The following is a 25,924-nucleotide window of genomic DNA, read 5'->3' as shown; positions in this document are numbered from 1 at the left end:
GAACACAATCGACGGTTCGCTCCCGATTTGTGATGATTCACTCCGGCACACGATCTGTCGGCAAGGTTTAAGCTACAATAACAACGGTATACACCGTTAAAACACGCTTAAAAAAAACATGTATGAAATCTCCACGTTTATTCAGCAAACTTTTATTGGTAACACTATCGGCAGGTACATTGGCTATGACAGGATGCGACAAAGATGATGACGACAAACCCGTTCAAAGGAACATCACCGAAACAGTTGTAAACGATCCCCAGCTAACACTGCTGGAAGCAGCTGTGGTAAAAGCCGGACTTGCCAACACGTTGGCAACAACAGCTAATCTCACCGTGTTTGCACCCGATGATGCTGCCTTCAAAATGGTAGACCTCAATGGCGACGGTACGCCCGACCTGGATACCGAAGCGAAGATCAATGCCCTCGACGCCAATGGCGTGGCATTACTGACAACAGTACTGCAATACCATGTATTAGGTTCTAAAGTAATGGCAGCAGATGTACCCGCTGGTCCCAATGCAGCCATCGCCACACTGGGTGGCAAACAGGCATTCGCCACCCGCAACAGTGCAGGCGTATTCATCAATGGCGTGAAAGTGAAGAAAGCAGATGTTAGTGCAACCAATGGCGTCATACACATTATAGACCGCGTATTGATGCCGCCATCAGGCAACATCGTACAAACAGCAGCCGCCAATCCCAATTTCACCTACCTCGTAGCTGCCGTACAGCGCGCAGGTACTGATATTGTCAATGCATTGACAGCTGCAGGGCCGCTAACTGTATTTGCGCCCACCAACCAGGCATTTATCAATGCAGGCTTTCCGACGATTGCTTCTATCCAGGCAGCAGATCCAAATACGCTGAAACCGATACTTCTGTACCATGTAGTAGGAGCCCGCGTATTTTCATCTGACCTTACCGAAGGAGCGCAGCCCACCACCGCAGGTGGCGGCAAAGTGACAATAACCCTGAGTGGAGGAGCTAAAGTAAAAGGAAATGGCAATCCGTCCGCATCCAATATCGTAGCAACAGACATTGTCACCACCAATGGAGTGATCCATGTCATTGACAGGGTTTTGTTGCCCTAAGACAATGAATAATCCCTATAGTTAAAAACCAGGGAGGCAACTACCCACACGGTAGTTGTCTCCCCTTTGTACAATACCAATTGGAAGACAGCATGTTTACACATCCATACAGGTACCTGTTTATAGTATTATTGTCGGCCTACGCCTACATGAATACCGTTCTGTGCGAAGTGTACCGCTACTTCAATATCCAGGTGGCATGGTACCACGCCCTGCTGACCATTATATTGATCACATGGCTTACCTGGGAAGGCAACCGCCTCATAGAAAAGGCAGTAATGAAACGCTTTCCCCCACAGCAAAAACGCATACCTTACCTCGTAGTATTTTTTATAGCAGGCATCGGAATAGCTTGCACAGTAGCCACGCTGGTAGTTTATGCAATGGGAGCCCTCGTATACACCTATTCCTTCGAACAATATGAAATGCCCCTGAAGTTGAACCTGATCTACGCAGGCCTTATCAACCTCTTCTTCCACCTTCTCAACACGATCCTGTTCTTCTTCAAAGAATACCGGATCAAATACACCGAAGCCGAAGAATTAAAACGCGTCAGCACACAGGCTCAGCTACAGGCCATCAAAAGCCAGGTCAACCCTCATTTCCTATTCAATAACCTGAACGTACTCTCGGGTATGGTCATCAAAGACAACCCCCGGGCCAACAGGTTTATAGAAGAGTTTTCAAAAGTATATCGCTACATACTCAACAGCCAGGATAAAGAACTCGTAGAGCTGGAAATAGAACTGGCATTCATCAAGCCCTATGTTTACCTGTTGCAACAGCGCTATCCGGATGGACTGAAAGTGGACATTGGCATTTCCGAGCAGTATTACAACCGTTACATCATACCCGTAGCCCTGCAAATGCTAATAGAGAATGCCATCAAACACAATGTCATCTCCCGCAGCAGCCCCCTGCACATAGAAGTGATGGCAAATGGCGCAGGAACACTCACGGTGCGCAACAACCGGCAGCCACGGCGCTCCGTTGAGCACTCCAATAGGATTGGACTCAACAACATCGCCAAAAGATATGAACTGGTATGTGGCAGACAAATAGAGATACACACAACGCAGGAAGTATTTGAAGTGCAATTGCCCTTGCTCCAATTAAATTGACTATATGAAAGTACTCATTGTAGAAGACGAATTGCTGGCCGCCAAACGCCTGCACCTGATGATCGGGCAATACGACCCGGCTATCACTGACGTACAATATACCGAAAGCGTGGGAGAAACGATTGCCTGGCTTGAAAACAACCCGGCGCCAGACCTCATCTTGTCCGACATACAGTTGTCCGATGGCCACAGCTTCGAAATATTCCGCCGCGTGGCCTACAAAGGCCCTGTCGTATTCACGACCGCTTACGACCAGTACGCCATGGAGGCATTCCGGCTGTTCAGCATCGATTATATCCTCAAACCGGTAACCGCAGAAGCATTGGCCAAAGCGTTCGACAAATACAAACAGATCGTCACAACCTATATAGACTATCAGCAGGTATTGCCAAGAGTACAGCAGGTGGTGGGAGATCGGTATAAGACCCGTTTCCTGGGCCGTATCGGGCAAAGGCTTCAGTTTGTGAATGCAGAAGATGTCTCATTCTTCCAGGCAGATAATAAGATCGTTTACCTCACCGACAAGCAAGGTGTACGCTTCCTGATCGATTACACACTCGAAAAGCTGGAACAGATGCTCAACCCGCAGTTGTTCTTCCGGCTTAATCGCCGGTACATAGTACGATACTCTGCCATTGAATACATAAAGCCCCACCTGAATAGCCGCCTCAAGCTCATGATAAAAGGCGCTGGATCACAGGATGAATTTATCATTAGCCGTGAACGTGTAGCCGAGTTCAGGGCATGGGCAGAAGCATAATATAAACAACCCCATTATGCACACAAATAAAATTGCCCTCGTCACTGGCGTAAGCCGCGAAACAGGGTTGGGACTCGAAACCGCCCGGCAATTGGAAAAGCAGGGATACTTAGTCATCATTACCAGCCGTAACCTCGAGACAGTGGTGCAGCTGGCTGAGAACAGCTCATTGCTGCCCATGGACCTCGATATTACCAGCGAGCCAGGCATGCAATTGGTTGCAGACACGATCGGGAAAGTTTACGGCAGGCTCGACGTATTGATCAACAACGCTGCCGGCTATTTCGATCAACAGGGTGCGCTCTTGTCCACAGAAATACGCTACATGCAGGAGGCATTCAACACCAATGTACTGGGAGCCATGCGAACCATAAAGACATTCATGCCCTTGTTGATGAAAAGCCCGCAAGGCCGCATCGTCAATGTGAGCAGCAGCGCAGGATCGTTCTCCGATCCGGTATTCGGTATGCCCCATCACCCTGCCAATGTACCGGTTTACAGCATCACCAAGCTGGCCCTCAATGGGCTCACGGTAGAACTGGCAGGAGAACTGAAAGAAACAAACATCAAGATCAATGCCGTGTGTCCTGGCTTTGTGGCCACCTGGCCCGGCACGGCCCAACTCGGTGCAAGGCCGGTGAGCGAAGGAGCAAAAGGGATCGTATGGGCAGCTACCCTTGGTCCCGATGGGCCAAGCGGAGGCTTTTTCCGGGATGGACAACCAATACCTTGGTAAACCGGCATACATAAAACGCAGCGTAGGGAACAATAAAATAAAATGAAGAGAAAAATAGCAATAATAGGAGCAGGGCTATCTGGATTATCAGCTGCAGCATATGCGGCTAAGGCAGGCAATGAAGTACACGTGTTTGAAAAGAACAGTACGCCCGGCGGCCGCGCCAGGCAGTTTAAAACAAACAACGGATATATCTTCGACATGGGGCCAAGCTGGTATTGGATGCCCGATATCATTGAAGACTTCTTTAAGGATTTTGGATATCAGACAAAAGACTTTTACAAATTAGTACAGCTCGACCCCCAGTTTGAAATGATATTTGCCGATGGCAAACTAACCATCCCCAAAGACTACCTCGAACTGAAAAAGCTCTTCGAACAAACAGAGCCCGGCGCGGGAACAAAGCTCGACGCATTCATGAAAGCAGCCCGCTATAAATACGAAGTGGGCATGCAGCAATTCGTACACAAGCCCTGCCACTCCTGGTGGGAATTCGTTACGCCCAAAATAGCCGCCAGCGCATTCAAATTAGACCTGCTGTCAAATTTTCGCAGCTATGTAAAGAAATACTTTACCCATCCCCAACTGGTAGCCCTGATGGAGTTTCCGGTAATATTCCTGGGCGCTGCTCCGCAGAAGATTCCTGCCCTCTATAGCCTTATGAACTATGGGGGATATGCCTTGGGCACCGCCTATCCAATGGGCGGCTTTTATGAGTTGGTGCTGGCAATGAAAAAAATAGGAGAGGAGCAGGGCGTACGCTTCCATTTCAACCAGCCGGTAGAACAGATTTGTGCGGAAGGCGGTAAAGCCAGCTCCCTGATCGTCAATGGAGAAGAACTGTATTTCGATGCCATCATCGCATCGTCCGACTACCACCATACTGAAACGCTGTTGGATATACCCAACCGCAATTACAATGAAAGCTATTGGCAAACCAGGACCTTCGCGCCGTCCTCACTCATCTATTACCTCGGCTTCAAAGAGCGCATACCCAACCTCCAGCACCATACCCTGTTCTTTGAACATGACCTCGACGGTCACATCGATGATATCTACAAAGACAAACGATGGCCACTGCAACCACTCTTCTACGCCTGCTGCCCTTCAAAAACAGACACCGGTGTAGCGCCCGTAGGCCATGAGAATGTATTCCTCCTGATGCCACTTGCCACAGGGCTCGAAGACCAGGATGCGGTCCGCGAACAATACTTCCGGCAAATGATCACCAGAATGGAGAAGGCTACAGGCGTAAAAGACCTCATAGAAAAGATCGACTATAAACTGAGCTATTGTGTACGCGATTTTATAAAAGACTACAATGCCTGGCAGGGCAATGCCTACGGCCTTGCCAATACTTTATCCCAAACAGCTGTTCTTAAACCAGCCATCAGAAATAAAAAACTCGTGAATCTCTTTTACGCCGGGCAACTCACAGTTCCCGGACCTGGCGTTCCGCCATCGATCATTTCAGGAAAAATTGCTGCAAAAGAAGTCAATAACCTTAAAAGTTTTCGGTTTGAAAGCGCTATTTGATGAATTGTCCAGGCAGGTTAGCAAAGCCGTTACCCAAAAGTACAGCACCAGCTTTTCTCTTGGAATATTGGCATTGAGTACCTCTATTAGGCCAGCCATTTATGCAATATATGGATATGTAAGGCTTGCAGATGAAATCGTGGATAGTTTTCACGGTTACAACAAGCAGCTATTGCTGGAAAGATTAAAAGAACAAACCTGGCAGGCACTCGATGAAGGCATTTCACTCAATCCGGTCCTCCAATCTTTTCAGGAAACCGTTAACCAGTTTAAAATCGAAAAAAGCCTGATTGAAAGGTTCCTCCATAGTATGCAAATGGACCTTATGCCGATCGAGTACAATACAGAAAGCTACCAGGAGTACATCCTTGGCTCGGCAGAAGTTGTAGGTCTCATGTGTTTGAGGGTATTTGTTGAGGGAGATGCACAGACTTATGAAATGTTGAAGCCCTACGCCATGAAGTTAGGATCGGCTTTCCAGAAAGTGAATTTCCTGCGGGATATCAAAGATGATTACCAAATACTTGGTCGTACCTATTTCCCCAATATAGAAATGAGCGTGTTCGACAATCGTATCAAAATGTCTATTGAAGAAGACATAGAAAGCGAATTCGAAGAAGCCCTGATAGGAATTAAGAAACTGCCTGCTTGTTCAAAGTTCGGTGTATACCTCGCTTACAAGTACTACCTGTCCTTATTTAAAAAGATCAAACGAACCCCGGCACAGTGCATTATGAAAGAGCGCATCAGAATACCCAATAGCAAAAAATTATCCCTCATGATGAGCAGTTACGTGCAGTATAAAATAGCAGCCCTATGAACGCACTGATCACCATTACTACATTTATATTGATGGAAGCAGTAACCTGGTGCATCCACAAATTCGTCATGCATGGCTTTCTTTGGGCACTCCACAAAGACCACCACGACCACAGTCACGGAGGAGAATTTGAACGCAATGATCTGTTCTTTGTCATCTTTGCGTTGCCTACAATCGTATTATTCTACATAGGCGCAAAACAAGGCTTTAACTACCTTTTTTACATTGGTCTCGGCATATTGCTTTACGGCCTTGCCTATTTCTTTGTACATGACATTTTCATCCACCAGCGGGTCAGCTTTTTACGCAATACCAAAAATCCCTACCTCCTCGCCATCCGCAGGGCACACAAGCAGCATCATAAGCATGTAAAGAAAGAACACGGAGAATGCTTCGGGTTTCTCTTTGTGCCCATTAAATTCTTCAAAATGTATTTTAGAAGAAAACAACCTCGTGCTTTTCCTGATTCAGAGACGTCCAAATTGTAGTTTCATTAGTCGCCAATAATGCAAGCGATATTCTATTTTTATGGATAATAACAACCCATGCAAAGGCCCTGGAATATTCCCAATCTACCGGTATACAGTTTAGCTACCTACAACGACGATAGCGTCAATATGAATATCTGCACCTATGTATCTGCAGTAAGCATGCAACCAAAACTGTATATGGTGGCAGTATATGAAAATACCCGTACACTCGAAAATATCACTGCCGGACAAATAGCCGTCCTGCAATTATTGCACAAAAGTCAGCATTCATTGATCAGGAAATTAGGACAAACATCCGGCTGGAGCTACAACAAACAAGGGTACCTCCAAAAAAAATCATTGCTCGAAATATGGCAGGGATATAACGTTTTGAAAGGAACCAGCGCACTCATGCTATTGCAAAAACAATGGACCAGGCCGGCAGGTGACCACCACATCTTTGTATTTAGCGTTGTAAAAAGCACCGCCCGCAATAACGACTGCCTCACCTTGCAAACACTGCGCGACAGAAAGTTGATCAGGGGATAAAAAGGCAACAGAAAAGCGAAGGGCAAACAAGATCAATCCTTTTTTAAGGAACTGAATACAAGATGCTGTAAAAACTGGACCACACCCGTATCATCCTTATCAGTTGCAAAATCAGTCAACGACGGCAGGTTTTTTTTGAAAAAGAACTGGTAATGCGCCATTTCGAGTAGTGTGCTCGAAAGCGACCTTGGAAATTTATAAGAAGCATTATATTCCTTGAAGATGTCGGCGATCCTGCCACAAAGATCTTTATAGGGTTTGAAAAAACGGTCCTTGTTATCTTGCGTCACATGCTTCGTTAGATATGACTTGCTGCCCTCGGTAATAGCGATCTGATACAGCTGATTCCGGTCGATATGATTGAAGGTAAACTGGTCCGCCAGTTGAAAGGTCAGCAATTTGATCACCACCATGATTTTCTCCTTCGGCGATTTCACATTATTGGTATGATACAAAAGTTGGTACTCCAGCCAGGTCCACAGCCAGGAAATGATATAAGTCAGCAACTTGTGCTTATTCTCGAAATAACGGTAAATACTCGCTTCGGTCGTCCCGATATCCGCAGCCAGCTTTTTGAAAGTAAAATCCTCAAATCCGATCTTATAGATCATCCGGATGCTATGCTGGATAATGTTGCGGCCAAGCGGAGATTGCTCCGGGTCACGCAAATACAGCTTGGGGTTCATTTTGATCTGCAACTGGAATTCCATACGGCAAAAGTAAAATTCTAATCGAAATCTAATGTTGGGTACAGTATATTTTTACAATCTTTTATGATAGTATTACTATCATATATAAAAGTGATGTATTTATATTTGCGCAAAATATACGCTCAGTCTTAACCCCATCGGCAATGGCAGAAAAACCGCTTTCATTAGTACAATCCGTGTTGAAACTCAACAGGATACTCATGCTCGAACGAAAAGATTTCGCGGCAGCATGCGTATTCGCCCTGCTGGCAGGGTTGGTTCAGCTATCCCTTCCCCTCGGTATCCAGTCCATTATCAGCTTTGTGTTGGCAGGCACCATTTCCACCTCTATTATTGTACTCATTGGCATGGTGGTTTTCGGCGTATTCATCAATGGCTTCCTACAGGTAAGACAGTTGCAGATCATCGAAAAAGTAAAGCAGAAACTCTTCGTCAGGTATTCCCTCGAATACAGCGACCGCCTGCCCAAACTCAATATTGAAAAACTTGACCACGAATACCTGCCCGAAGTGGTCAACAGGTATTTCGACAGCGTTTCATTGCAAAAAGGCATCGACAAGCTCATGATAGACCTCCCCGCAGCAGTGATACAGGTAGTGCTTGGATTACTCCTCCTTTCTTTCTATCATCCCATCTTTATCGCTTTCGGATTGGTGCTTATCACAATTGTGTTCACCATCATACGGTTTACTTCTACCAAAGGCCTTCACACAGCCTACAGGGCAAGCACCTATAAATATGCAGTAGCTGCCTGGCTCCAGGAAATCGCCCGCTCCATCAAATCCTTTAAGTACACCAAAGGTACTTCCCTCCACATGAACAAAACAGATGCATTGGTCAGCGATTACCTCGCCTCACGGACCAGCTATTTCAGCATCCTCCTTACCCAGTTCTGGAGCCTGATCTCTTTCAAAGTACTCATCACCGCAGCCATGCTCATCATTGGCGCCTATCTTCTGGTAGATCAACAGATCAACGTAGGGCAGTTCATTGCTGCAGACATCGTGATCATAGCCATCATAGCTTCCATCGAAAAATTGATCATCAACCTCGATACCGTCTACGACTCCATCGTTTCAGTCGAAAAATTGAGCGCCATTACTGACGCAGAGACCGAAAAAAGCGGCCACCTCGAATTACCGGTAATCGATGAAGGCGTATCGATAGAATTCGACCACGTAACCTTTGCGTATGCCAACAAAAAACCAGTGTTGAAGAACATAACCTTTTCCATCGGTGCAGGGAAAATGGTGCAGATCAAAGGCATTTCCGGAGCAGGCAAATCCACCGTACTCAGGCTGCTCACCGGCGCCTTTAAAAATTACACAGGCAATATTTTGCTCAACAATGCCCCCGTAGGCAACTACCAGGTAGCCAATCTTCGCAGGAACACGGGTATCCTGCTCGGCAGCCAGGATATCTTCCAGGGTAGCCTGTGGGAAAACCTGACGATGGGCAATGATGCAATTACTATTCAACAGGTAAATGAGCTCTGCCAGATATCAGGACTTACCCACTTTGTAAAATCCTTGCCCCATGGCTACGATACACACATGTTGCCTGTCGGCAATAAACTCGCTGAAAATGTGCGCAGGAACATCCTCCTCATAAGAGCCATTCTTGCCGAACACAGGTTGATGCTCCTCGAAGATCCCTTTGCCCATTTGCCACCGGAAAACAAAAGCAATATGATCAGCTATATCAGGAAAAATACGGCATCCACCATATTGATAGCCTCGCATGATGAAACACTTGGCCGGTACTGCGACCAGGTAATTGAACTGAGCCCCGATGGAGAGGTGTTGACAATAAAAAACAACGCATAAGATGAATACGTATTTACAATCCGATATACATACCATTGCTGCGAAAAGCAACCTCCGTTCCTTTTCAAACATCTACCTGTTTTACAGGAGCAGCCGCATGAAAAAATGGTTATGGGGAATGTTCATACTGCTGGTAGCCGTACTCTTTTTGCCCTGGACACAAAACATCAGGGCAAGAGGTACTGTCACAACCCTGCGGCAGGAACAACGCCCCCAACAGGTAAACACGCTGATCGCCGGCAGCATCGTCAAATGGCATATCAAAGAAGGCGATGTTGTAAACGCAGGCGATACCCTCTTGCAATTAGGCGAAGTAAAAGTCGAGTATTTCGACCCCCAATTGCTCAAAAGAACTCAGGAACAGATCACAGCCAAACAACAAACCATGGAAAGCTACCGCAACAAAGCGGCAGCCACCACCGTGCAGTCGCAGGCCCTCCAACAAAGCCGGGAACTGAAATTACAATCCCTCGACAACAAGATTGCACAGCAGCAATTGAAGATAAAGACCGATGAAGCAGACCTCACCGCAGCAACCAACGAGCTCGAAGCATACAAAAGACAAATAGAGGCAGCACGCATCATGCTCGACAGCGGCGCGATATCGCTGACGGATTTCGAAAAAAGAAAGATCAACTACCAGAACGGGCTTGCCAAATGGAACAGCGCAGGCAATAAACTCCAGCAGAGCAAACAGGAATTGACCAATCTCCGTATCGAGCAACAGGCCACCCTGCAGGATTACACCGATAAAATCGCAAAAGTGAGTGGCGACAGGTTCTCCTCCCTGTCCGACGCAGCCAGTACGGAGGCCGAACTCCTCAAGCTCCAAAACCAATTGGCCAACTATGATGCACGCAGCAAACTATACTACATCATAGCGCCCCAAAGTGGACAGATCACCAAAGCCAGAAAAGCAGGCATAGGAGAGTTCCTCAAAGAAGGCGATATGATCGTGGAGATCGTTCCCGACAAAATACAATATGCGATAGAGCTTTTTGTAAAACCGATGGATCTCCCACTCGTCAACAGAGAACAAAAAGTACGGTTTGTATTCGATGGTTTCCCCGCAATAGTTTTCAGTGGTTGGCCCGGTGGCAGTTACGGTACGTTTGGAGGCAAGGTTATCGCCGTAGAGAACTCCGTCAGTGCAAATGGAAAATTCCGGGTGCTGGTCGTGGAGGATAGTACCGATAGGAAATGGCCCGCGCAACTGCGCATAGGCGGGGGGGCAGAAGGCATTATGCTCTTGAAAGATGTACCGGTTTATTACGAATTGTGGAGAAACATTAATGGCTTTCCACCCGAATATTACCAGGCAGAAACATCAGCGCCAAAAGAGAAGAAACTATGATACGTATCCTGTTTAAAAACATATCAGTTACGCTCCTCGCATTATGCACCTGTCGTAGCCTTGCCTCCGCACAGGATAAACTGACATTGACAGAAGAAACATTTGTTCAACAGGTAAAACAATACCACCCCGTAGTAAAACAGGCAGACCTGCTCACACAAAAAGCGGAAGCCGATTTGCTCACTGCGCGCGGCGCCTTTGATCCGGTATTCGATGCAACTACCAGCGCTAAAACACTCGATGGCGTCAACTATTACCAATATACAAACCCGGAACTTAAAATTCCCACAGGCACCCCTGTCAACCTGAAAGCGGGATATGAAAAAACCGATGGACAATACATCAATCCAGAACGCACCAAAGGAGTAGCCAGCTACCTTGGCATCGAAATACCGTTGCTGAATGGTTTGCTTACCGATAAAAAGAGAACTACCCTGCGCCAGGCAGGAATATATAGACAGCTCAACACACAGGAGCGCCTCTTGATGATCAACGACCTCCTGTTCGATGCAAGGTCTGCCTATTGGGAATGGGCAGGCGCCTGGTACCTATACCGGGTTTATACCAATTATATAGAAGTCGCTGACAAAAGGACCAGGCTTATCAGTTTGTCATTCAAAAATGGTGACCGCGCCATGGCCGATACTATGGAAGCATGGGCGCAGCTTCAAAACGTCAAACTCATGCAGGCAGGCGCACTGGCCGAGTTGAATAAAAAAATAGTGGACCTGTCGGCCTTCCTCTGGACGGCAGACGAAACCCCTTATCTGCTACCGGAATCATTTGTACCGGATACTGTGGCATTGGCGGCACTACAGCCACTGCCCGATACAGCGTTCCTGGTAGCCCGTGTCGGCAACACCCACCCGGCTTTACAGGCAGCCCGTTATAAACTCGGCATCCTCGAAGCAGAACGCAGACTGAAGCGCCAAAACTTTCTGCCGGTCATAAACCTGCAGGCCAACCTGCTTAGCAAAGACTACTATCAATACAAAAATGTTTCCTGGCCCTACCTCGAAAACAACTATAAGATTGGCTTCAACGTAAAATTACCACTGTTATGGCGCCAGGAACGGGGCGAATACAAAAATGTGCTGATTAAGATTAGAGACAACAACATAGAATTACAAAAGAAACAATGGGACCTGCAGAATAAAATAAGAAAATATTACAACGAAACAGTTCAATTGCAACAACAGCTGCAGGCCGCCCGCGAAATGAACAGAACATATACCTTCCTGCTGAAAAATGAAGAACTCAAATTCTCACAAGGAGAAAGTTCACTTTTCCTGATCAATGCCAGAGAGAATAAAATACTGGAAACACAACAGAAAGTAATAGAGCTTCAGGTAAAGTATCGCAAAGCATCATACGCTATACAATGGGCAGCAGGATCGCTGGCAGCACAATAAATCTATTGAAAGCTGCCAACGATTCCCGGCCGGATGACAAAATACGACAACGGTCAACTGCGTAATTCACGTCGCATAAACCAATAATATGTAAGCGCAAAACAAACAGCTATCGCTGCAACAAGACCACAAACCTGTGGCCACACGATCAGCAGGCTTTCCCGAAAGGGGAGAGGCTTCGGAATAGCGCCGGACATTTGCTCAACCGTTAGCGGTCCCAGGCTGCGTACCGATGGCATCAGCAAAGTGGTGGTAGCATCAGTATACAACTGGCTCGGAGCAAGACGCAGCAGGTCCAGCAACAGGTTATTGTACCACAGCACATCCGCTTCTGAAAGATAGACCGGGTCTGGGAAAAAACCTTTCACCACCATACTGATAACAATCCGGTAAAAGATCGTAAAGAACAACCAAACCCCGATGGCCGTCAGCGCGGAAGTAGTCGCCTGCCGGAACTTCACGGAAAACAGGATCGATAGTGCAAGCCAGAAACCGACATACAGCACACTAAGCAACACAAAACTCATGATCCGGAAAAATTCCTCCGGCTCAAGTGGCACGCCGGTCATCAGCAGCCCGGCCCCGATCATCAGCAGCGCCAAAGACAGAAACAAAACAAACACGATCGCAAGGGCTCCCAGGAACTTGCTCAACAGCAAATGGTCCCGGTAAACAGGTTGCGCCATAAGCCGGGTCAACGTACCATTATTCTGCTCTGCATTGATAGCATCAAAACCAAGACTGATGCCCAGCAGCGCACCCAGAAAGCTGACGAAAATATGGAACGTCGGTAATGAGCCATCTGAAGTGGTAAGCAATTTAAGATAGAGATATAAACGGTCTGGATCGTTTTCATTAGCCACAGCAGCTTGCAGGTTTGTCAGCGACACATACATCGTCGCTACGAAGGTTAGCAGCAGCAATACCAATAGTACGATAAAACGCCAACTACGGATATGATCTGCTATTTCCTTCCGCACCATAATGCCAAGCGCGCTTGGCCGCTTGGCGGCTGCATTAACAATACTTTTAAGCCAGCCGCTATTGTTTAACCTTCCGGAAAAAAGTCCGTTGAAATAAACCGCTGGATTTGCCATCCTTTTCATATTCGGTTATATTATTGTCAAAATAACGTTGATAGATTTCTTCGAGACCATATTCCTTTTTGTGCACACCCATGATATCCATTTCTTTGCCCACAAAAAAGCGCACAAGGTCCGGTGTCATATTGCGCGAGCAGCTTACCTCGATGGTACGACCATCGACGGCAACTTCTTTTACGCCTGCTATAGATTGCAGCGCAGACAGCACATCCCACTCTGCAGGTGGCGATGCTGCCAGTGTGATACTGGTAACAAAGTGATCACCCGAAAACAGCTGCCCCGAGAGCGTGGCTACATCGCCGTCCGCCAGCAATTTGCCGCCAACAAAGATGCCAACCCGGTCACACACCTGTTGCACCTGGTAGAGATGGTGCGAAGACAATAGAACGGTAATCCCCTGCTCACGGCTAAGTTGCCTGATAAGCCCGAGGAAATCCTTTACCCCGCTTGGATCGATCCCCAGCGTTGGCTCGTCCAGTATAATGACGGCAGGTTGCCGGATCAATACATCCGCCAGGCCAAGCCGTTGTTTCATACCACGCGAATAAGCCCCGGTTTTTTTGTGCATCACATCACCAAGCCCTACCAGCTCCATCATATCCCGGGTACGGTTCTTCACTTCGCCTTCAGGCAAACCACTAAGCCGTGCGATGTATTGCAGGTTGTCGATAGCCGTCATGCTGTCATAAAAGCCAACATTGTCGGGCATATAACCAACTTTACGCTTCACAGCGATCGGATGGGTAGTAGCATTGATGCCACATACCTTGGCAACACCTGCAGTAGGTTCCGTAAGACCGAGCATCATCAGGATGGTGGTAGTCTTACCGGCCCCGTTTGGTCCAAGCAGGCCATAGATCTCGCCCGGCCTGATCTGCAGGTCAAGCTGATCCACAGCCTTCAATGAACCGTAGCATTTTGTCAATCCTGCCAGTTCAATGATAGGTTGTTCCATAAATTGAGGTAAATTATCTTCTTCCGTATTTTCTGATCAATGTATAAATAACACCCACAGCTGCCAGAATAACCAGTACGCCCATCCAGCCGGCCAGCCATGAAGTCGTTACGGTCGTGCGAAATAAAGCCGTAGCATTGATATTGTTGTTGCGCGCCGAAAAAGTCGTGGCATAATCACCGGCAATCGTTTTGTCCGGCACCTTCAGGTGGGCAACAACATCGATGCTTTTGCCCGGCTCGAGTCTTTCTACCCTGGCAGGTTCGAAAATTGCGTCCCATTTGGCTGGCGCCTGCGCAGCAAGCTCCAACCCTTCAAGCGGAAGCGTACCCGTGTTCTTTAGCGTTAGATGAATGGATTCACGGTTTCCCTCGGTGATCTCCCCGCTCAGTAAACCGGTAGGAGTGGTTAGCTCCATACCATAAGCCCCCTTTACCACCGCTTCCAGTTTCAGCGAAAGCGTATCCCATTCGGCACTCGCCGTCACAGGAATCGTGTACGTCCCCGGTTTAGCATCCGGTGTCGGCGTCAGTTCGATCGAAACGTCCTGCGTTCGGCCCGAATCCGCCCTGAAAGAAGTGACTGGCATTCCGTCAACACGGAATGCAACATTCCACCCGGCAGGAATATCAGCGCGGAACGAGTAAATGATAGCCCGCGCAGTAGCATTGTGCAGCGAGGCGTTGAACCGGAATGTCTCTTTCGCGGTTCCCTCCAGGTTGATTAACCGGGCCGTCAAGGTTGATGGATTACTGGATGAGATCTTGCCACGCGATGGCGGAATGAATGAAAAAAGAGAAAAAAGAATGACCGGAACAAGCAAGGAGCGTACATGCTGGCGGCCTTGCATTCGTTTTGGTGTAGGATGAAGCGCTAACATAAAAATTAATAAATAGAGGTTAAGTATTCATTAATGATGATAAAAGCTACTTTCACAAAAAAGCGCAGTAAAATTAATGAGTGCATTTTTTTTCACCAAATCCTGCCATAATTTTTTTTACTTCAACAAGCCGCACGCTGTGAAAAAATGACAACCCGTCTGCGTTCATTTCGCTGCCAAAATTTCTTACTTCTGCCATTTTTTTACATAAAAAAACGACGCTTTCAATTGGCACACCCGTTGATGGCGCTATTATAAAGCCATAAAAGCCGCTATAAGTCCAGACATGCATGGCTTTGTTTTAAACAATTCAAAATCATCAATTATGGCAAACAATTTAAAGGCAGTTCCATTACACGACCGCGTTATCATTAAACCTGCCAAAGCAGAAGACAAAACAGCAGGTGGCATTATCATTCCCGACACAGCGAAAGAAAAACCCCTCACAGGCATTGTACTCGCTGCAGGCCCGGGCAAAAAAGATGAACCCGTAACCGTGAAAGCAGGCGACCGCGTGCTCTTCGGTAAGTATGCAGGAACAGAGTTCCGCTATGAGAACGAAGAACTGCTGATCATGCGGGAAAGTGATATTCTTGCAATTGTATAAACACATTTTTTTCCAATTGACTCAAATTAAAGTGTATGGCAAAACAACTTTTCTTTGACCTCAACGCCCGCAACAAAATGAAAAATGGCGTTGACATTTTGGCGAATGCAGTAAAAGTAACGTTAGGACCCAAAGGCCGCAACGTAGTTCTCGGCAAAAAATTCGGCGCACCCGCTGTCACCAAAGATGGTGTGAGTGTCGCAAAAGAGATCGAACTCGAAGACCCCATCGAGAACATGGGCGCACAAATGGTAAAAGAAGTAGCGTCCAAAACGGCCGACATAGCCGGTGACGGAACAACCACCGCCACCGTATTAGCCCAATCTATCATTGCAGAGGGGCTAAAGAATGTTGCCGCAGGCGCCAACCCGATGGATTTGAAAAGAGGGATCGACAAAGCAGTGGCAGCAGTAGTGGAAAACCTGCGCCGGCAGTCGCAGACCATCGGCAATGACAATGCAAGGATCAGGCAGGTAGCGACCATTTCTGCCAACAACGATGAAACAATAGGTACACTCATTGCCGAAGCATTCGGCAAGGTGGGCAATGAAGGCGTGATCACTGTCGAAGAAGCAAAAGGTACCGATACTACCGTAGAAGTAGTCGAAGGTATGCAGTTCGATCGCGGTTATATATCACCCTACTTTGTCACCAATACAGAAAAAATGCAGGCTGTCCTCGAAAATCCATATATCCTGCTATCCGATCGTAAAATATCCTCCATGAAAGACTTACTGCCTGTGTTGGAAAAAACAGCCCAGTCAGGCCGGCCGCTGCTCATTGTGGCCGAAGATCTGGAAGGTGAAGCATTGGCCACCCTGGTCGTAAACAAGATACGCGGCACGTTGAAAATAGCGGCTGTCAAAGCCCCCGGCTTCGGCGATCGCCGCAAAGAAATGCTGCAGGACATTGCCATCCTCACAGGCGGCACAGTACTGAGCGAAGAACAGGGATACAAACTCGACACTGCCGATCTCAACCTCCTCGGTGCCGCCGAATCGATCACGGTCGATAAGGACAATACGGTGATTGTCGGAGGCAAAGGTGACAAGGAAGCTATCCAGGCACGGATCAAACAGATCAAAGCACAGATAGCAAACACCACATCTGAATACGATCGCGAAAAACTACAGGAAAGATTAGCTAAGCTTAGCGGGGGAGTGGCAGTACTCTACGTCGGCGCGGCTACGGAAGTAGAAATGAAAGAGAAAAAAGACCGCGTAGACGATGCCCTGCACGCAACCCGGGCCGCGATACAGGAAGGCATTGTGCCGGGAGGTGGTACAGCCTATATAAGGGCAATAACATCGCTCACCTCCTTGAAAGCAACCAGCGAGGATGAACAAACGGGCGTTGCCATCATAAAAAGGGCACTGGAAGAACCATTGCGCCAGATTGTACAAAATAGCGGGCAGGAAGGCAGCATCGTAGTGCAAAAAGTAAAAGAAGGAGAGAAAGATTTCGGCTTCAATGCCCGCACTGGCATTTATGAACCCCTGCTGCAGGCCGGCGTAATTGATCCCACTAAAGTATCCCGGATAGCAATAGAAAACGCAGCATCCATCGCCGCATTGTTACTCACTACAGAATGTGTAGTTTCCGACAAGCCCAAAAAAGAAGTGGCGGCAAGCCCCGCTTCAGGAATGATGGACATGGACTATTAGAAAAGTAAACAAAGTCTAATACCGTCACATGGCCTGTACCAATGCAATGGTACAGGCCACTTTGTTAAAAGACACCGGCGTTCTGACCAACTCAACTAAGTAAATGATCGATTGGAATGGTTTCGAGGTACGGGTTCAACAGCGTGATATGGTCGAAAGCCCGGTACTCTTCAATAGCCTTGTTGGCAGGATTGCAATAAGCCTCCACATAATAATTTCCCAGCCGGAAAAGGAACACCATGAAGTCTTCATTAGTTCGCTTCGCAACAAGTACCCCTTCGTGAAGTACAGTACTTTTCTTTTCGTCCGCGTTCAATAAGATAAAATCTGATAGCTGCATAGTTAAAAATTTTAAACACTTGATGTTTTAAAAAATTTCTAATAACCTTAAGCTGAACAGATAACGTTGTCCTGGCCTTTAATATATCAGCCAGCAGAAAAAATGAGATGAAACTTTGACTTGAACTACAACAGCTGAAAAAATACAAGAGACAGTATATACGCCGTAGTAGTTATTGCGAGGCTTAATAAAGATAGAGATAAAAATCTTCCGGTTATCATGCCAGCAAAGTATTTGTTCTAATAGTTGGTCGTTGACTATAAATACGGTATATTTGATATCAATTTGAGTCTTGCATCAGTAATCGTTAATTATCTGCTAAGTAACCTGCATTCTTAATTAGTTATTTACTCCTTGCTCCCTCAGTTTTTTTTTAACTTAAATCATTTTTAGTAATGAACATCTATGTTTCAAACTTAAGCTTCAACGTACAAGATGAAGACTTACAGGAATTTTTTGCTCCTTATGGAGAAATTACTTCGGCTAAAATCATCAATGACAGGGAAACTGGCAAGTCCCGTGGTTTTGGATTCGTGGAAATGGCTGATGACTCGGCAGCAAAAAAAGCTATTGCAGAACTGGACGGAGCTACGGTAGAAGGTAGAACCATTAAAGTGACAGAAGCCAAGCCAAAAGAAGACAGGCCCCGTGGCGGCGGCTCTTTCCGCAACAACAGTGGCGGCGATGGCGGTTTCAACAACAGCAGAAGCTACAATAAGAACAGGTATTAATATATTTGTCTTTTGAGAAACGCGAAGCCGGCCCGAAAGAGCCGGCTTCTTTTATTATTGCCTTTGATTCCAGACCTATTTTTACTTTTGAAATCGCTATCGGTTCGCTGAAAAAGGATGGTGGCACAATTTTTTATCCATGCATTTGGTCAGTAACACTAATTATCATAAACATGAAATGGATCGGTAACCGGGAAAGCTCAAATGTTGAAGACCGCCGTAGCGCTACAGGCGGACGCATTGCCGTCGGGGGAGGCCTGGCAGGCGTTATCATTTACCTGCTTTATATGTTTTTGGGTGGAAGTAACGCTGATCCTTCGCAAGGGGATCAACCATTGCCCGGCCAACCTGGGCAGGTGGCCCAATCGACGCCTGAGCAGCAGGCCGCCGATAATGAGCGGGCAAAGTTCGTGAAAGTGGTATTAGCAGAAACAGAAGATGTGTGGAACAAGCTATTCCAACAGCAAGGGCTAAAATATGAAGAGCCGGTGTTGATCTTGTATCGTGACGAGGTAGCATCTGCCTGCGGCTTTGCCAGTGCGGCTTCCGGACCATTCTATTGCCCCGGCGATTCGAAATTATATATCGACCTGTCTTTTTACGAAGACCTTCAAAACAAGTTGAACGCGCCGGGAGATTTCCCAATGGCCTATGTGGTGGCTCATGAGATCGGGCATCACATTCAAAAGTTAAATGGAAAAGCCGCCGAGCTAACCCGACTCCGTAAGCGCCTCAGTGAAGCAGAGTATAACCGATATTCAGTTATGATGGAATTGCAGGCGGATTTTTTAGCCGGGGTTTGGGCACATCATGCTCAAAAGACAAAACGTATATTAGAGCCAGGCGATATTGAAGAAGCTTTAACAGCAGCCAATGCTATTGGTGATGACAGGTTGCAAAAACAAGCAACTGGTCGGGTGGTGCCGGATGCTTTCACACATGGTACTTCACAACAAAGGATGTATTGGTTTAAAAAAGGCTACGAATCGGGAGACCTCAAACAGGGAGATACATTTAGTGACCCTTCGTTGAATTAATAGCCATCGCCATGGTTCAATAGAAAGAAGCATGTATCAAAAGAGCTCATAAAGCCTGCAAATTCCTGGTTTGCAGGCTTTATTGTTTCTGTGACAATATACGGTAATAAGACTATACAACTCCCCAAATGCTGCATGGTAGCGCGATGGAAAAAGTATTGCTGATAGTTAAGAAGCAACAACCTGCCAGTCTGTCCCGATCTTCTCAACATCCATATAGCGTTTGTGGCGCTCACGTGTAATGCTACTTTCATAATATCGGACAGTTCCGATGTCCATTAAATTAACGCTAACACTGCTATTATGAATGATGCTCTTTTCCCTTTCCGGCAGCACAAAGGCCGGTTTCATCGCTTGCGCTTGCAAAAGCTTGCTGTTCCCATATTATTACTATTAAGTTTGTTATCAACCCTGCCCACCCCGGCGCAAAACACCCTGCAGATCACGGGGCGCGTTACCGGCGAAAACGGGCAACCTCTCGCAAGAGCCTCCGTAGGCGTGCGCGGCTCCACAGGCGGTGTCACCGCCGACGATAATGGAAGGTACACCATTACTGCGCCACCCAATGGCGTTCTCGTAGTGTCTGCAGTCGGTCATGCCAGCCTGGACATCAACATCAACAACAGGTCCACTATCGATATCGTACTCGTATCCGTCAACAGGATGGAAAATGAGGTCGTGGTCATCGGTTACGGCGCGCAACGGAAAAAAGACGTTACGGGCTCCACGGTGTCCGTAAAAGGAGAAACCCTCAGCGAGATCAAAGCTCCCAATATACTCAACCAATTGCAGGGACGCGCAGCAGGCGTTGACATTGTCAACAACAGCTCCCAGATCGGTACAGGCGGACAGATCCGCATCCGCGGCAACCGCTCCATTACAGGTAATAACGATCCCCTCATCGTGGTAGATGGAATGGCCTACGGCGGAAGTTTGAACGATATTACGTCCGACAACATCGCCAGCCTCGATGTGTTGAAAGATGCCTCCGCCACCGCCATCTACGGTTCCCGAGGGGCTAATGGCGTTATTATCATCACCACCAAGCGCGGCACTGCCCAAAAGGCTGTCACAACCCTCAACAGTTATGTGGGCATTTCAAAGGCCATTGACACCTACAGACTTTTCAATGGACAGGAATACGCACAGTTCAAAGCCGATGCAGCAGTCGGTAACTCCAACAGTGCCAACACCAATCTCTATGCCCTTACCAATACAGAAAAAACAAACCTGCAGCAAGGCGTCAGCACCGATTGGCAGTCCCCGTTGCTCACTACTGGTATCAGGACCGGCCACGACCTCGGCGTAAGAGGAGGCAATGAACGCACACAATATGCTTTCGGAATCGGCTATTACAGGGAAACCGGCATCATCACCGACCAGGAGCTCGATCGTTATTCATTCAATGTGAACATCGATCACAAAATGTCGGAGCGCATTAAAGTAGGCTTTACCAGTTTTAATACCATGATCCGCTCCAACAGGCTTGGCACCAACGCCTACGGGTCTGCCACAAGATTGAGCCCGCTGTTCAAAGCCTACAATGACGACGGCACCATCAACTTCAAACCCGCGGCCGATCAGGGCGTTGACGCACAACAGATCAATCCCCTCACTTCCATAGGCAACGATGATCTTATAAAAGCTTTCCAGAGAAGGTACCAGTTCCAGCACAACTTCTATGCAGAGCTGAAGATCCTGCAAGACCTTAAATTCAAGACCACATTTGGCTATGGCTGGTCACAAACCTTCAACAGCAACTATACGGGTCCCAACACAGTATTCAATTCCAATCCCACCACCGCTGGGTCAAGTCTCAACCAGTCCAATGCCGAAGGCTGGCAATACACCATCAACAACTCGTTGGAATACAACAAAACCTTTAACACAAAACACAGGTTGCAGGTACAGGCCTTGCAGGAAATACAAAAAAATCACTTCCAGTCACAAAGAGTAAATGGCGTGGGCGTACCGGCAGATTTCATACAGGATTACAACCTCAACCTGGCCTATACGCTGGTAGCCGAATCCAATTCTGCCGGTTACAGCGAATCGGCACTCATTGGTTATATGGGACGAGCCATTTATTCCTTCGACGATAAATATTTACTCACAGCCACGGTGAGGACCGATGGCGCATCTGTATTGGCCCCCGGCAAGCAATGGGTTACCTATCCGGCCGTTTCCGCCGGTTGGAATCTTGATAGGGAAAATTTTCTGGCCAATTCCCAATTCATCAACAGCCTGAAGCTGCGTGCAGGATGGGGCATCAGTTCCAACGCAGGTATCGGACCTTACTCTACCCTGGGAAGCCTGGGTAGCAACTTCTATAACTTTGGCGCCGGCACGGTCGTGGGGACAAACTTCGTAAACGGTTACCTCATCAATACCAGCCCCAACCCCGAGCTCACCTGGGAAAAAACACGCGGATGGAACGTGGGTGTTGATTTCGCCTTATTCCAAAACCGCCTTTCCGGCTCCGTGGAATATTACAACACCAAAACCAGCGACATCCTGTTGCAGAGAAACCTGCCCCGCAGTAATGGCACCAACTCTATCTTGACCAATGTGGGCAAAACAGCTTCCTACGGAATGGAACTCTCACTTAGCAGTGTAAACGTTAAAACTACTGGCGGGTTTACCTGGCGCACCGATGTCAATGCCTTCTTCAACCGCGAAAAAATAACGGCCTTGCAGCTTGGTTTGCAAAAAGATGTCAACAACGGATGGTTTGTCGGTTCTCCCATCACCACCATCTATGATGTCAAAAAGATTGGTATCTGGCAAACGGACGAAGCTACACAGGCCGCCGTATACGGTGTCAAACCCGGCGATATCAAATTGGAAGACCTCAGCAAGAACAATGCGATCGGCCAGGAAGACCGCCAGGTCGTCGGCAATTTCCAACCCGATTTCGTAGCAGGTATGACCAATCATTTCGAATACAAAAACTTCGACTTGAACATTGTGCTGTTTGGACGGTTCGGGCAAACCGTGGTCGTCAACTACCTCGCAGCGGATGGGGGAGGGGCAGGCTATCCCTTTTTCCTCAACAGCCGCGTAAACCAACTCAAAGTAGACTACTGGACGCCCACCAACCCTACCAATGAATTTCCACAACCCGATGCAGGCGTCGATGGTTTGCGGTTCACCTCTACATTGACCTACCGCGATGGTTCCTTTATTAAGATCAGGGCCATCGACCTTGGCTACAATATTCCTTCTAAAATATTTGGCAACAGCGGCATTCAATCCATAAGAGCCTACGTATCCGCACAGAATCCCTTCATTCTGTGGTCACCGCTCGTGAGAGATGGTTTGGGTATCGATCCCGAAGGAAACGGCACCGGCAATTCAGTCGGCACCACAGCAGGAGGGGGCGCGCCTGTACAAGGCCGCGCTATCACAGTTGGCATGGGAGTTCCGCCAACCCGTCAATTTATTGTAGGCATAAACATGAAGTTCTAATAATTAAAAGATTGATTTTATGAATCGATATACATCCAGGTTTACCATTTTATTGGCATTACTGCTCGTGATGGCGGCAGGATGCACAAAACTGCTGGAAGAACAACCCAGGCTGGGTTTTGCGCCCACCTTCTTTACCACGTCCGATGGCATACAGGGAGGCATTGCAGGCATCTATTCCAGCTTCAGGAGCCAATGGGGTACCCAGATCTTTACCCAGTTGTATAACTCCGGCACCGATGAAAGCATCAGGGGCGCCGCAGCCGATGTACAACATTGGTTCACCTACAATCAGCCATTGATCAAAAGCAGTTCAGGCGATTACGAAGGCTTTTGGAACACGCTGTTCATCGATATCAATACCGCCAACGGCGTGCTCCAATATGGAGCCAACGTAGATATACCAGCTACCACCAAAACGCAGCTCCTCGCACAGGCCAAATTCCTGCGCGGCTTCTGCTACTTCTATTTGGTCACCACCTTTGGACAGGTACCCCTGCACACTACTTTCAATACTTCACCCTCGGCGGCAGATGCGCCGGCCCCGTTGGCAGAGCTCTATGCACAGATCATTAAAGACCTTACCGAGTCCGCTGCCGACCTTCCCAATACACCAGCCTCCGGCACAGGCAAGCCGGCCACCAGGCCAACCGCCTTGTACCTACTGGCCAAAACCTACCTGTGGAGAGGATGGTCTGCAGCCGCACAGTCATCCGATTTTCAACAGGCCTTCACCATTGCCAAAAGCATCATCGACAACAAAGCCACCTATGGCCTCGACCTCCTTCCTTTCTTCAACAACGTCTTTAGAGAAGGCAATGAATACAGTTCAGAAATACTGATGGTCGTTGATCATACCAAAGACCTGAAATTCGGGCAAAACAACCAGCCCGGCACCGGAGGCGGTGGCGCAGGCGCCAACCAGTCCAACTTCTTCTGGCGCGCAGGGTACGACCTCATCAAATCCGACTACCCCGGCTCCAGCGGCGTAAACGTGGTAGGAAGAGATGTCCAAAATGGACGGCCCTACCGCCGCATCAGGCCCAATATGAAATACGTATTGGAAACAGCTTTTGCCAACCGCGCCACTGATCAACGCTACGATGGCACATTCCAAACCATCTGGCTGTCCAATGGCGGTCCTTACCCGTCAGGGGCCACCACCACAACACCCGGCTCCAATGGCGCAACCGTCAACGGAAAAGTCCTGATCAATAAAGTCGATACCGCCATCTGGCTGCGCGACAGGGTAGTGACACCAGCCGAAAGAGCCGCCTTCAAAGGCATCATATTCGAACCCGACTTTTTGCCCGGGGCCACCATTAAGTTCACCGACCAGATGTTCCCCACAGTAAGGAAATTCGATGATTCCACCAGAGGCGATCAAAACGACTATTCCGACAGACCCTACATTTTGTTCCGCTTTTCCGACGTATACCTCATCGCAGCAGAAGCAGCCATTAAAGGCGGCGCCACTTTGCAGGATGCTGCCAACCTCATCAATGTATTGAGAACACGCGCCGCATTGAAACCCAATCAATCACCGGCCGAATACGCCGCCGCAGTCGCCGCCCAGCAAATTACATCCGCCCAGGTTACACTCGATTTCCTCCTCGAAGAGCGTAGCCGGGAACTGTTTGCTGAAGATACCCGCTGGTGGGACCTTGCACGCACCAGGAAACTGGTAGACCGCGTCAAGTTGTTCAACCCCGAAGCCGGACCAACAGTGCAGACCTTCAATATGCTCAGACCCATTCCCCAGGCCCAGATAGACTTGGTCACCGAAGGACCAAAATATCCACAAAACCCTGGTTACGAATAGACACCATAAAGTCAGAAGGCGGTTATCACAACCGCCTTTTGACATTTGTGCCAGTGATTTTGACACCTGTCACCCGTCCACCTGCCGGGGTGCTGGTAGCTTTGCGTGTAGATAATCTAACGAATACCAAAAGCTACCTGCCATGCAGTTTACTATTCTGATAATATCCCCGACTAAAGAAGCCCACCACGCATTATCCGGTAAATTGAGTCCTGACTATCAGGTATACGCTGCCAGTGAATCGACCACAGCCTTTGTCCTCATTGACAGGCGACCCATACAGTTGATCATCTGCATCGCCGGCATCAGCCCCACACCGGCATTATTATGTTGCCGCCAGCTCAAGTCCAACCCGGTAACCGCCCACATACCCGTCATACTGCTCACGGAACAGGAAAACCTGCAGGTACGGATAAAGTCCCTCGAAGCAGGCGCCGATGTCCACATAGGCGGCGTCATATTTCGTGAACACCTCGACGTCCAGATCCGCAGCCTCATCGGCAACAGGAATAAAGTCCGTAAGTACCTCACAAAGAAAACAGTTGACGCAGATGCACAGCCCGGTCTCACAAAAGACCAGATAATCACCCAATTGAGCAATTGCCTCTTTAGCCTCGGCGCCAACGACAATCCCGGCATCGACCAGCTGGCCAGGATGATGCACATGAGCAAGCCCACCCTCTACCGCAAAATGAAACTCATCACCAACCTCACCCCCAACGAGCTCATCAATGAAGCACGCCTGCGTAAAGCAGCTGAATTATTGGCAGCCGGAGAACACAGGGTTGCCGAAGTAGCCCGGTTGGTAGGATATGGCTCGCCAAGCAGTTTCGGCAAATCCTTTCTGAAGCAGTTTAAAGTCACCCCGGCCACCTACCAGCGCATGAGAAAGATTATGGACGCAGCATGATACACCATTGAAAATGGTC

General features: G+C 48.0%; 24 protein-coding genes. 18 read left to right on the top strand and 6 right to left on the bottom strand.

The annotated features are described in order from the left end of the window. Positions 1-122: 122 nt before the first annotated feature. From AC5JBY_RS20110 to AC5JBY_RS20075, 8 genes are all read left to right on the top strand, one after another. Positions 123-1,094 (top strand): fasciclin domain-containing protein, encoded by a 972-nt coding sequence (locus tag AC5JBY_RS20110; protein ID WP_495906440.1) that lies wholly within the window; start codon positions 123-125, stop codon positions 1,092-1,094. A gap of 92 nt (positions 1,095-1,186) precedes the next feature. After that, positions 1,187-2,215: a sensor histidine kinase gene (locus AC5JBY_RS20105; RefSeq protein WP_495906439.1), complete on the top strand. Its 1,029-nt coding sequence runs from the start codon at positions 1,187-1,189 to the stop codon at positions 2,213-2,215. 4 nt (positions 2,216-2,219) lie between these two features. Further along, positions 2,220-2,975: a LytR/AlgR family response regulator transcription factor gene (locus tag AC5JBY_RS20100; protein ID WP_495906438.1), complete on the top strand. Its 756-nt coding sequence runs from the start codon at positions 2,220-2,222 to the stop codon at positions 2,973-2,975. Positions 2,976-2,991: 16 nt separating this feature from the next. Beyond that, on the top strand, positions 2,992-3,711 hold the full coding sequence (locus AC5JBY_RS20095; RefSeq protein ID WP_495906437.1) for an SDR family NAD(P)-dependent oxidoreductase: 720 nt from the start codon (positions 2,992-2,994) through the stop codon (positions 3,709-3,711). Between the two features lie 42 nt (positions 3,712-3,753). Then, entirely contained in the window at positions 3,754-5,247 is a 1,494-nt protein-coding gene (gene crtID / locus AC5JBY_RS20090) for a bifunctional phytoene desaturase/3,4-desaturase (RefSeq protein WP_495906436.1), read from the top strand. After that, positions 5,231-6,067, top strand: coding sequence for a phytoene/squalene synthase family protein (locus AC5JBY_RS20085; RefSeq protein WP_495906435.1), 837 nt, complete (start codon positions 5,231-5,233; stop codon positions 6,065-6,067). Before crtID ends, AC5JBY_RS20085 begins: the two co-directional genes overlap by 17 nt. After that, complete coding sequence (locus AC5JBY_RS20080) at positions 6,064-6,555, top strand: sterol desaturase family protein (protein WP_495906434.1); 492 nt, start codon at positions 6,064-6,066, stop codon at positions 6,553-6,555. Before AC5JBY_RS20085 ends, AC5JBY_RS20080 begins: the two co-directional genes overlap by 4 nt. A 57-nt stretch (positions 6,556-6,612) precedes the next feature. Beyond that, the gene (locus AC5JBY_RS20075; protein WP_495906433.1) at positions 6,613-7,086 is read left to right on the top strand and encodes a flavin reductase; all 474 of its coding nucleotides are present in this window, start codon (positions 6,613-6,615) and stop codon (positions 7,084-7,086) included. A 32-nt stretch (positions 7,087-7,118) separates the two neighbouring features. Here the strand turns inward: AC5JBY_RS20075 and AC5JBY_RS20070 are convergent, their stop codons facing one another. Then, positions 7,119-7,796: a TetR/AcrR family transcriptional regulator gene (locus AC5JBY_RS20070; protein WP_495906432.1), complete on the bottom strand. Its 678-nt coding sequence runs from the start codon at positions 7,794-7,796 to the stop codon at positions 7,119-7,121. A 143-nt stretch (positions 7,797-7,939) separates the two neighbouring features. Here AC5JBY_RS20070 and AC5JBY_RS20065 point away from each other — a divergent pair, with 143 nt between their 5' ends. The 3 genes from AC5JBY_RS20065 to AC5JBY_RS20055 are packed head-to-tail and all read left to right on the top strand — an operon-like array spanning position 7,940 to position 12,388. Continuing rightward, entirely contained in the window at positions 7,940-9,622 is a 1,683-nt protein-coding gene (locus AC5JBY_RS20065) for a peptidase domain-containing ABC transporter (protein ID WP_495906431.1), read from the top strand. Position 9,623: 1 nt separating this feature from the next. Next, positions 9,624-10,976 carry an HlyD family secretion protein gene (locus AC5JBY_RS20060; protein ID WP_495906430.1) on the top strand — a complete coding sequence of 451 codons (1,353 nt, stop codon included), beginning with the start codon at positions 9,624-9,626 and terminating at the stop codon, positions 10,974-10,976. After that, on the top strand, positions 10,973-12,388 hold the full coding sequence (locus AC5JBY_RS20055) for a TolC family protein (protein WP_495906429.1): 1,416 nt from the start codon (positions 10,973-10,975) through the stop codon (positions 12,386-12,388). Before AC5JBY_RS20060 ends, AC5JBY_RS20055 begins: the two co-directional genes overlap by 4 nt. Before the next feature lie 53 nt (positions 12,389-12,441). Here the strand turns inward: AC5JBY_RS20055 and AC5JBY_RS20050 are convergent, their stop codons facing one another. From AC5JBY_RS20050 to AC5JBY_RS20035, 4 genes are all read right to left on the bottom strand, one after another. Further along, entirely contained in the window at positions 12,442-13,494 is a 1,053-nt protein-coding gene (locus AC5JBY_RS20050; protein ID WP_495906428.1) for an ABC transporter permease, read from the bottom strand. Next, complete coding sequence (locus AC5JBY_RS20045) at positions 13,430-14,446, bottom strand: ABC transporter ATP-binding protein (RefSeq protein ID WP_495906427.1); 1,017 nt, start codon at positions 14,444-14,446, stop codon at positions 13,430-13,432. The genes AC5JBY_RS20050 and AC5JBY_RS20045 overlap by 65 nt, the downstream gene beginning before the upstream one ends. A 13-nt stretch (positions 14,447-14,459) precedes the next feature. After that, on the bottom strand, positions 14,460-15,185 hold the full coding sequence (locus AC5JBY_RS20040) for a COG1470 family protein (protein WP_495906426.1): 726 nt from the start codon (positions 15,183-15,185) through the stop codon (positions 14,460-14,462). A gap of 214 nt (positions 15,186-15,399) precedes the next feature. Continuing rightward, a complete protein-coding gene (locus AC5JBY_RS20035) occupies positions 15,400-15,618 on the bottom strand; it encodes a hypothetical protein (RefSeq protein WP_495906425.1) in 219 nt (72 codons plus the stop codon). A 33-nt stretch (positions 15,619-15,651) separates the two neighbouring features. Here AC5JBY_RS20035 and AC5JBY_RS20030 point away from each other — a divergent pair, with 33 nt between their 5' ends. Then, complete coding sequence (locus AC5JBY_RS20030) at positions 15,652-15,933, top strand: co-chaperone GroES (protein WP_495906424.1); 282 nt, start codon at positions 15,652-15,654, stop codon at positions 15,931-15,933. 35 nt (positions 15,934-15,968) lie between these two features. Further along, positions 15,969-17,597 carry a chaperonin GroEL gene (gene groL, locus AC5JBY_RS20025; protein ID WP_495906423.1) on the top strand — a complete coding sequence of 543 codons (1,629 nt, stop codon included), beginning with the start codon at positions 15,969-15,971 and terminating at the stop codon, positions 17,595-17,597. Positions 17,598-17,688: 91 nt separating this feature from the next. Here groL and AC5JBY_RS20020 read toward each other — a convergent pair whose 3' ends face one another. Continuing rightward, entirely contained in the window at positions 17,689-17,937 is a 249-nt protein-coding gene (locus AC5JBY_RS20020) for a hypothetical protein (protein WP_495906422.1), read from the bottom strand. Between the two features lie 395 nt (positions 17,938-18,332). On the opposite strand from AC5JBY_RS20020, the gene rbp reads away from it, so the two are divergent. From rbp to AC5JBY_RS19995, 5 genes are all read left to right on the top strand, one after another. Next, positions 18,333-18,668, top strand: a complete 336-nt coding sequence (gene rbp, locus AC5JBY_RS20015) for an RNA-binding regulator (RefSeq protein ID WP_495906421.1) — start codon at positions 18,333-18,335, stop codon at positions 18,666-18,668. A 173-nt stretch (positions 18,669-18,841) separates the two neighbouring features. After that, positions 18,842-19,705, top strand: a complete 864-nt coding sequence (gene ypfJ / locus AC5JBY_RS20010; RefSeq protein ID WP_495906420.1) for a KPN_02809 family neutral zinc metallopeptidase — start codon at positions 18,842-18,844, stop codon at positions 19,703-19,705. A gap of 303 nt (positions 19,706-20,008) precedes the next feature. Beyond that, positions 20,009-23,173, top strand: a complete 3,165-nt coding sequence (locus tag AC5JBY_RS20005; protein WP_495906419.1) for a SusC/RagA family TonB-linked outer membrane protein — start codon at positions 20,009-20,011, stop codon at positions 23,171-23,173. A gap of 19 nt (positions 23,174-23,192) precedes the next feature. Continuing rightward, positions 23,193-24,995 (top strand): RagB/SusD family nutrient uptake outer membrane protein, encoded by a 1,803-nt coding sequence (locus AC5JBY_RS20000; RefSeq protein ID WP_495906418.1) that lies wholly within the window; start codon positions 23,193-23,195, stop codon positions 24,993-24,995. Between the two features lie 142 nt (positions 24,996-25,137). Then, positions 25,138-25,905: a helix-turn-helix domain-containing protein gene (locus AC5JBY_RS19995; RefSeq protein ID WP_495906417.1), complete on the top strand. Its 768-nt coding sequence runs from the start codon at positions 25,138-25,140 to the stop codon at positions 25,903-25,905. Positions 25,906-25,924 lie beyond the last annotated feature (19 nt).

The organism is Paraflavitalea sp., assembly GCF_059502485.1.
This window is presented reverse-complemented; position numbering and strand designations above follow the sequence as displayed.

Excerpts from the sequence above, each read along its gene's own strand:
- AC5JBY_RS20065 (WP_495906431.1), top strand. The coding sequence starts at position 7,940 with ATGGCAGAAAAACCGCTTTCATTAGTACAATCCGTGTTGAAACTCAAC.
- AC5JBY_RS20045 (WP_495906427.1), bottom strand. The coding sequence starts at position 14,446 with ATGGAACAACCTATCATTGAACTGGCAGGATTGACAAAATGCTACGGT.
- AC5JBY_RS20000 (WP_495906418.1), top strand. The coding sequence starts at position 23,193 with ATGAATCGATATACATCCAGGTTTACCATTTTATTGGCATTACTGCTC.
- AC5JBY_RS20110 (WP_495906440.1), top strand. The coding sequence starts at position 123 with ATGAAATCTCCACGTTTATTCAGCAAACTTTTATTGGTAACACTATCG.
- AC5JBY_RS20070 (WP_495906432.1), bottom strand. The coding sequence starts at position 7,796 with ATGGAATTCCAGTTGCAGATCAAAATGAACCCCAAGCTGTATTTGCGT.
- rbp (WP_495906421.1), top strand. The coding sequence starts at position 18,333 with ATGAACATCTATGTTTCAAACTTAAGCTTCAACGTACAAGATGAAGAC.
- AC5JBY_RS20060 (WP_495906430.1), top strand. The coding sequence starts at position 9,624 with ATGAATACGTATTTACAATCCGATATACATACCATTGCTGCGAAAAGC.
- AC5JBY_RS20095 (WP_495906437.1), top strand. The coding sequence starts at position 2,992 with ATGCACACAAATAAAATTGCCCTCGTCACTGGCGTAAGCCGCGAAACA.
- crtID (WP_495906436.1), top strand. The coding sequence starts at position 3,754 with ATGAAGAGAAAAATAGCAATAATAGGAGCAGGGCTATCTGGATTATCA.
- AC5JBY_RS20005 (WP_495906419.1), top strand. The coding sequence starts at position 20,009 with ATGAATGATGCTCTTTTCCCTTTCCGGCAGCACAAAGGCCGGTTTCAT.
- ypfJ (WP_495906420.1), top strand. The coding sequence starts at position 18,842 with ATGAAATGGATCGGTAACCGGGAAAGCTCAAATGTTGAAGACCGCCGT.
- AC5JBY_RS20105 (WP_495906439.1), top strand. The coding sequence starts at position 1,187 with ATGTTTACACATCCATACAGGTACCTGTTTATAGTATTATTGTCGGCC.
- AC5JBY_RS20020 (WP_495906422.1), bottom strand. The coding sequence starts at position 17,937 with ATGCAGCTATCAGATTTTATCTTATTGAACGCGGACGAAAAGAAAAGT.
- groL (WP_495906423.1), top strand. The coding sequence starts at position 15,969 with ATGGCAAAACAACTTTTCTTTGACCTCAACGCCCGCAACAAAATGAAA.
- AC5JBY_RS19995 (WP_495906417.1), top strand. The coding sequence starts at position 25,138 with ATGCAGTTTACTATTCTGATAATATCCCCGACTAAAGAAGCCCACCAC.
- AC5JBY_RS20100 (WP_495906438.1), top strand. The coding sequence starts at position 2,220 with ATGAAAGTACTCATTGTAGAAGACGAATTGCTGGCCGCCAAACGCCTG.
- AC5JBY_RS20055 (WP_495906429.1), top strand. The coding sequence starts at position 10,973 with ATGATACGTATCCTGTTTAAAAACATATCAGTTACGCTCCTCGCATTA.
- AC5JBY_RS20050 (WP_495906428.1), bottom strand. The coding sequence starts at position 13,494 with ATGAAAAGGATGGCAAATCCAGCGGTTTATTTCAACGGACTTTTTTCC.
- AC5JBY_RS20035 (WP_495906425.1), bottom strand. The coding sequence starts at position 15,618 with ATGCATGTCTGGACTTATAGCGGCTTTTATGGCTTTATAATAGCGCCA.
- AC5JBY_RS20075 (WP_495906433.1), top strand. The coding sequence starts at position 6,613 with ATGCAAAGGCCCTGGAATATTCCCAATCTACCGGTATACAGTTTAGCT.
- AC5JBY_RS20030 (WP_495906424.1), top strand. The coding sequence starts at position 15,652 with ATGGCAAACAATTTAAAGGCAGTTCCATTACACGACCGCGTTATCATT.
- AC5JBY_RS20080 (WP_495906434.1), top strand. The coding sequence starts at position 6,064 with ATGAACGCACTGATCACCATTACTACATTTATATTGATGGAAGCAGTA.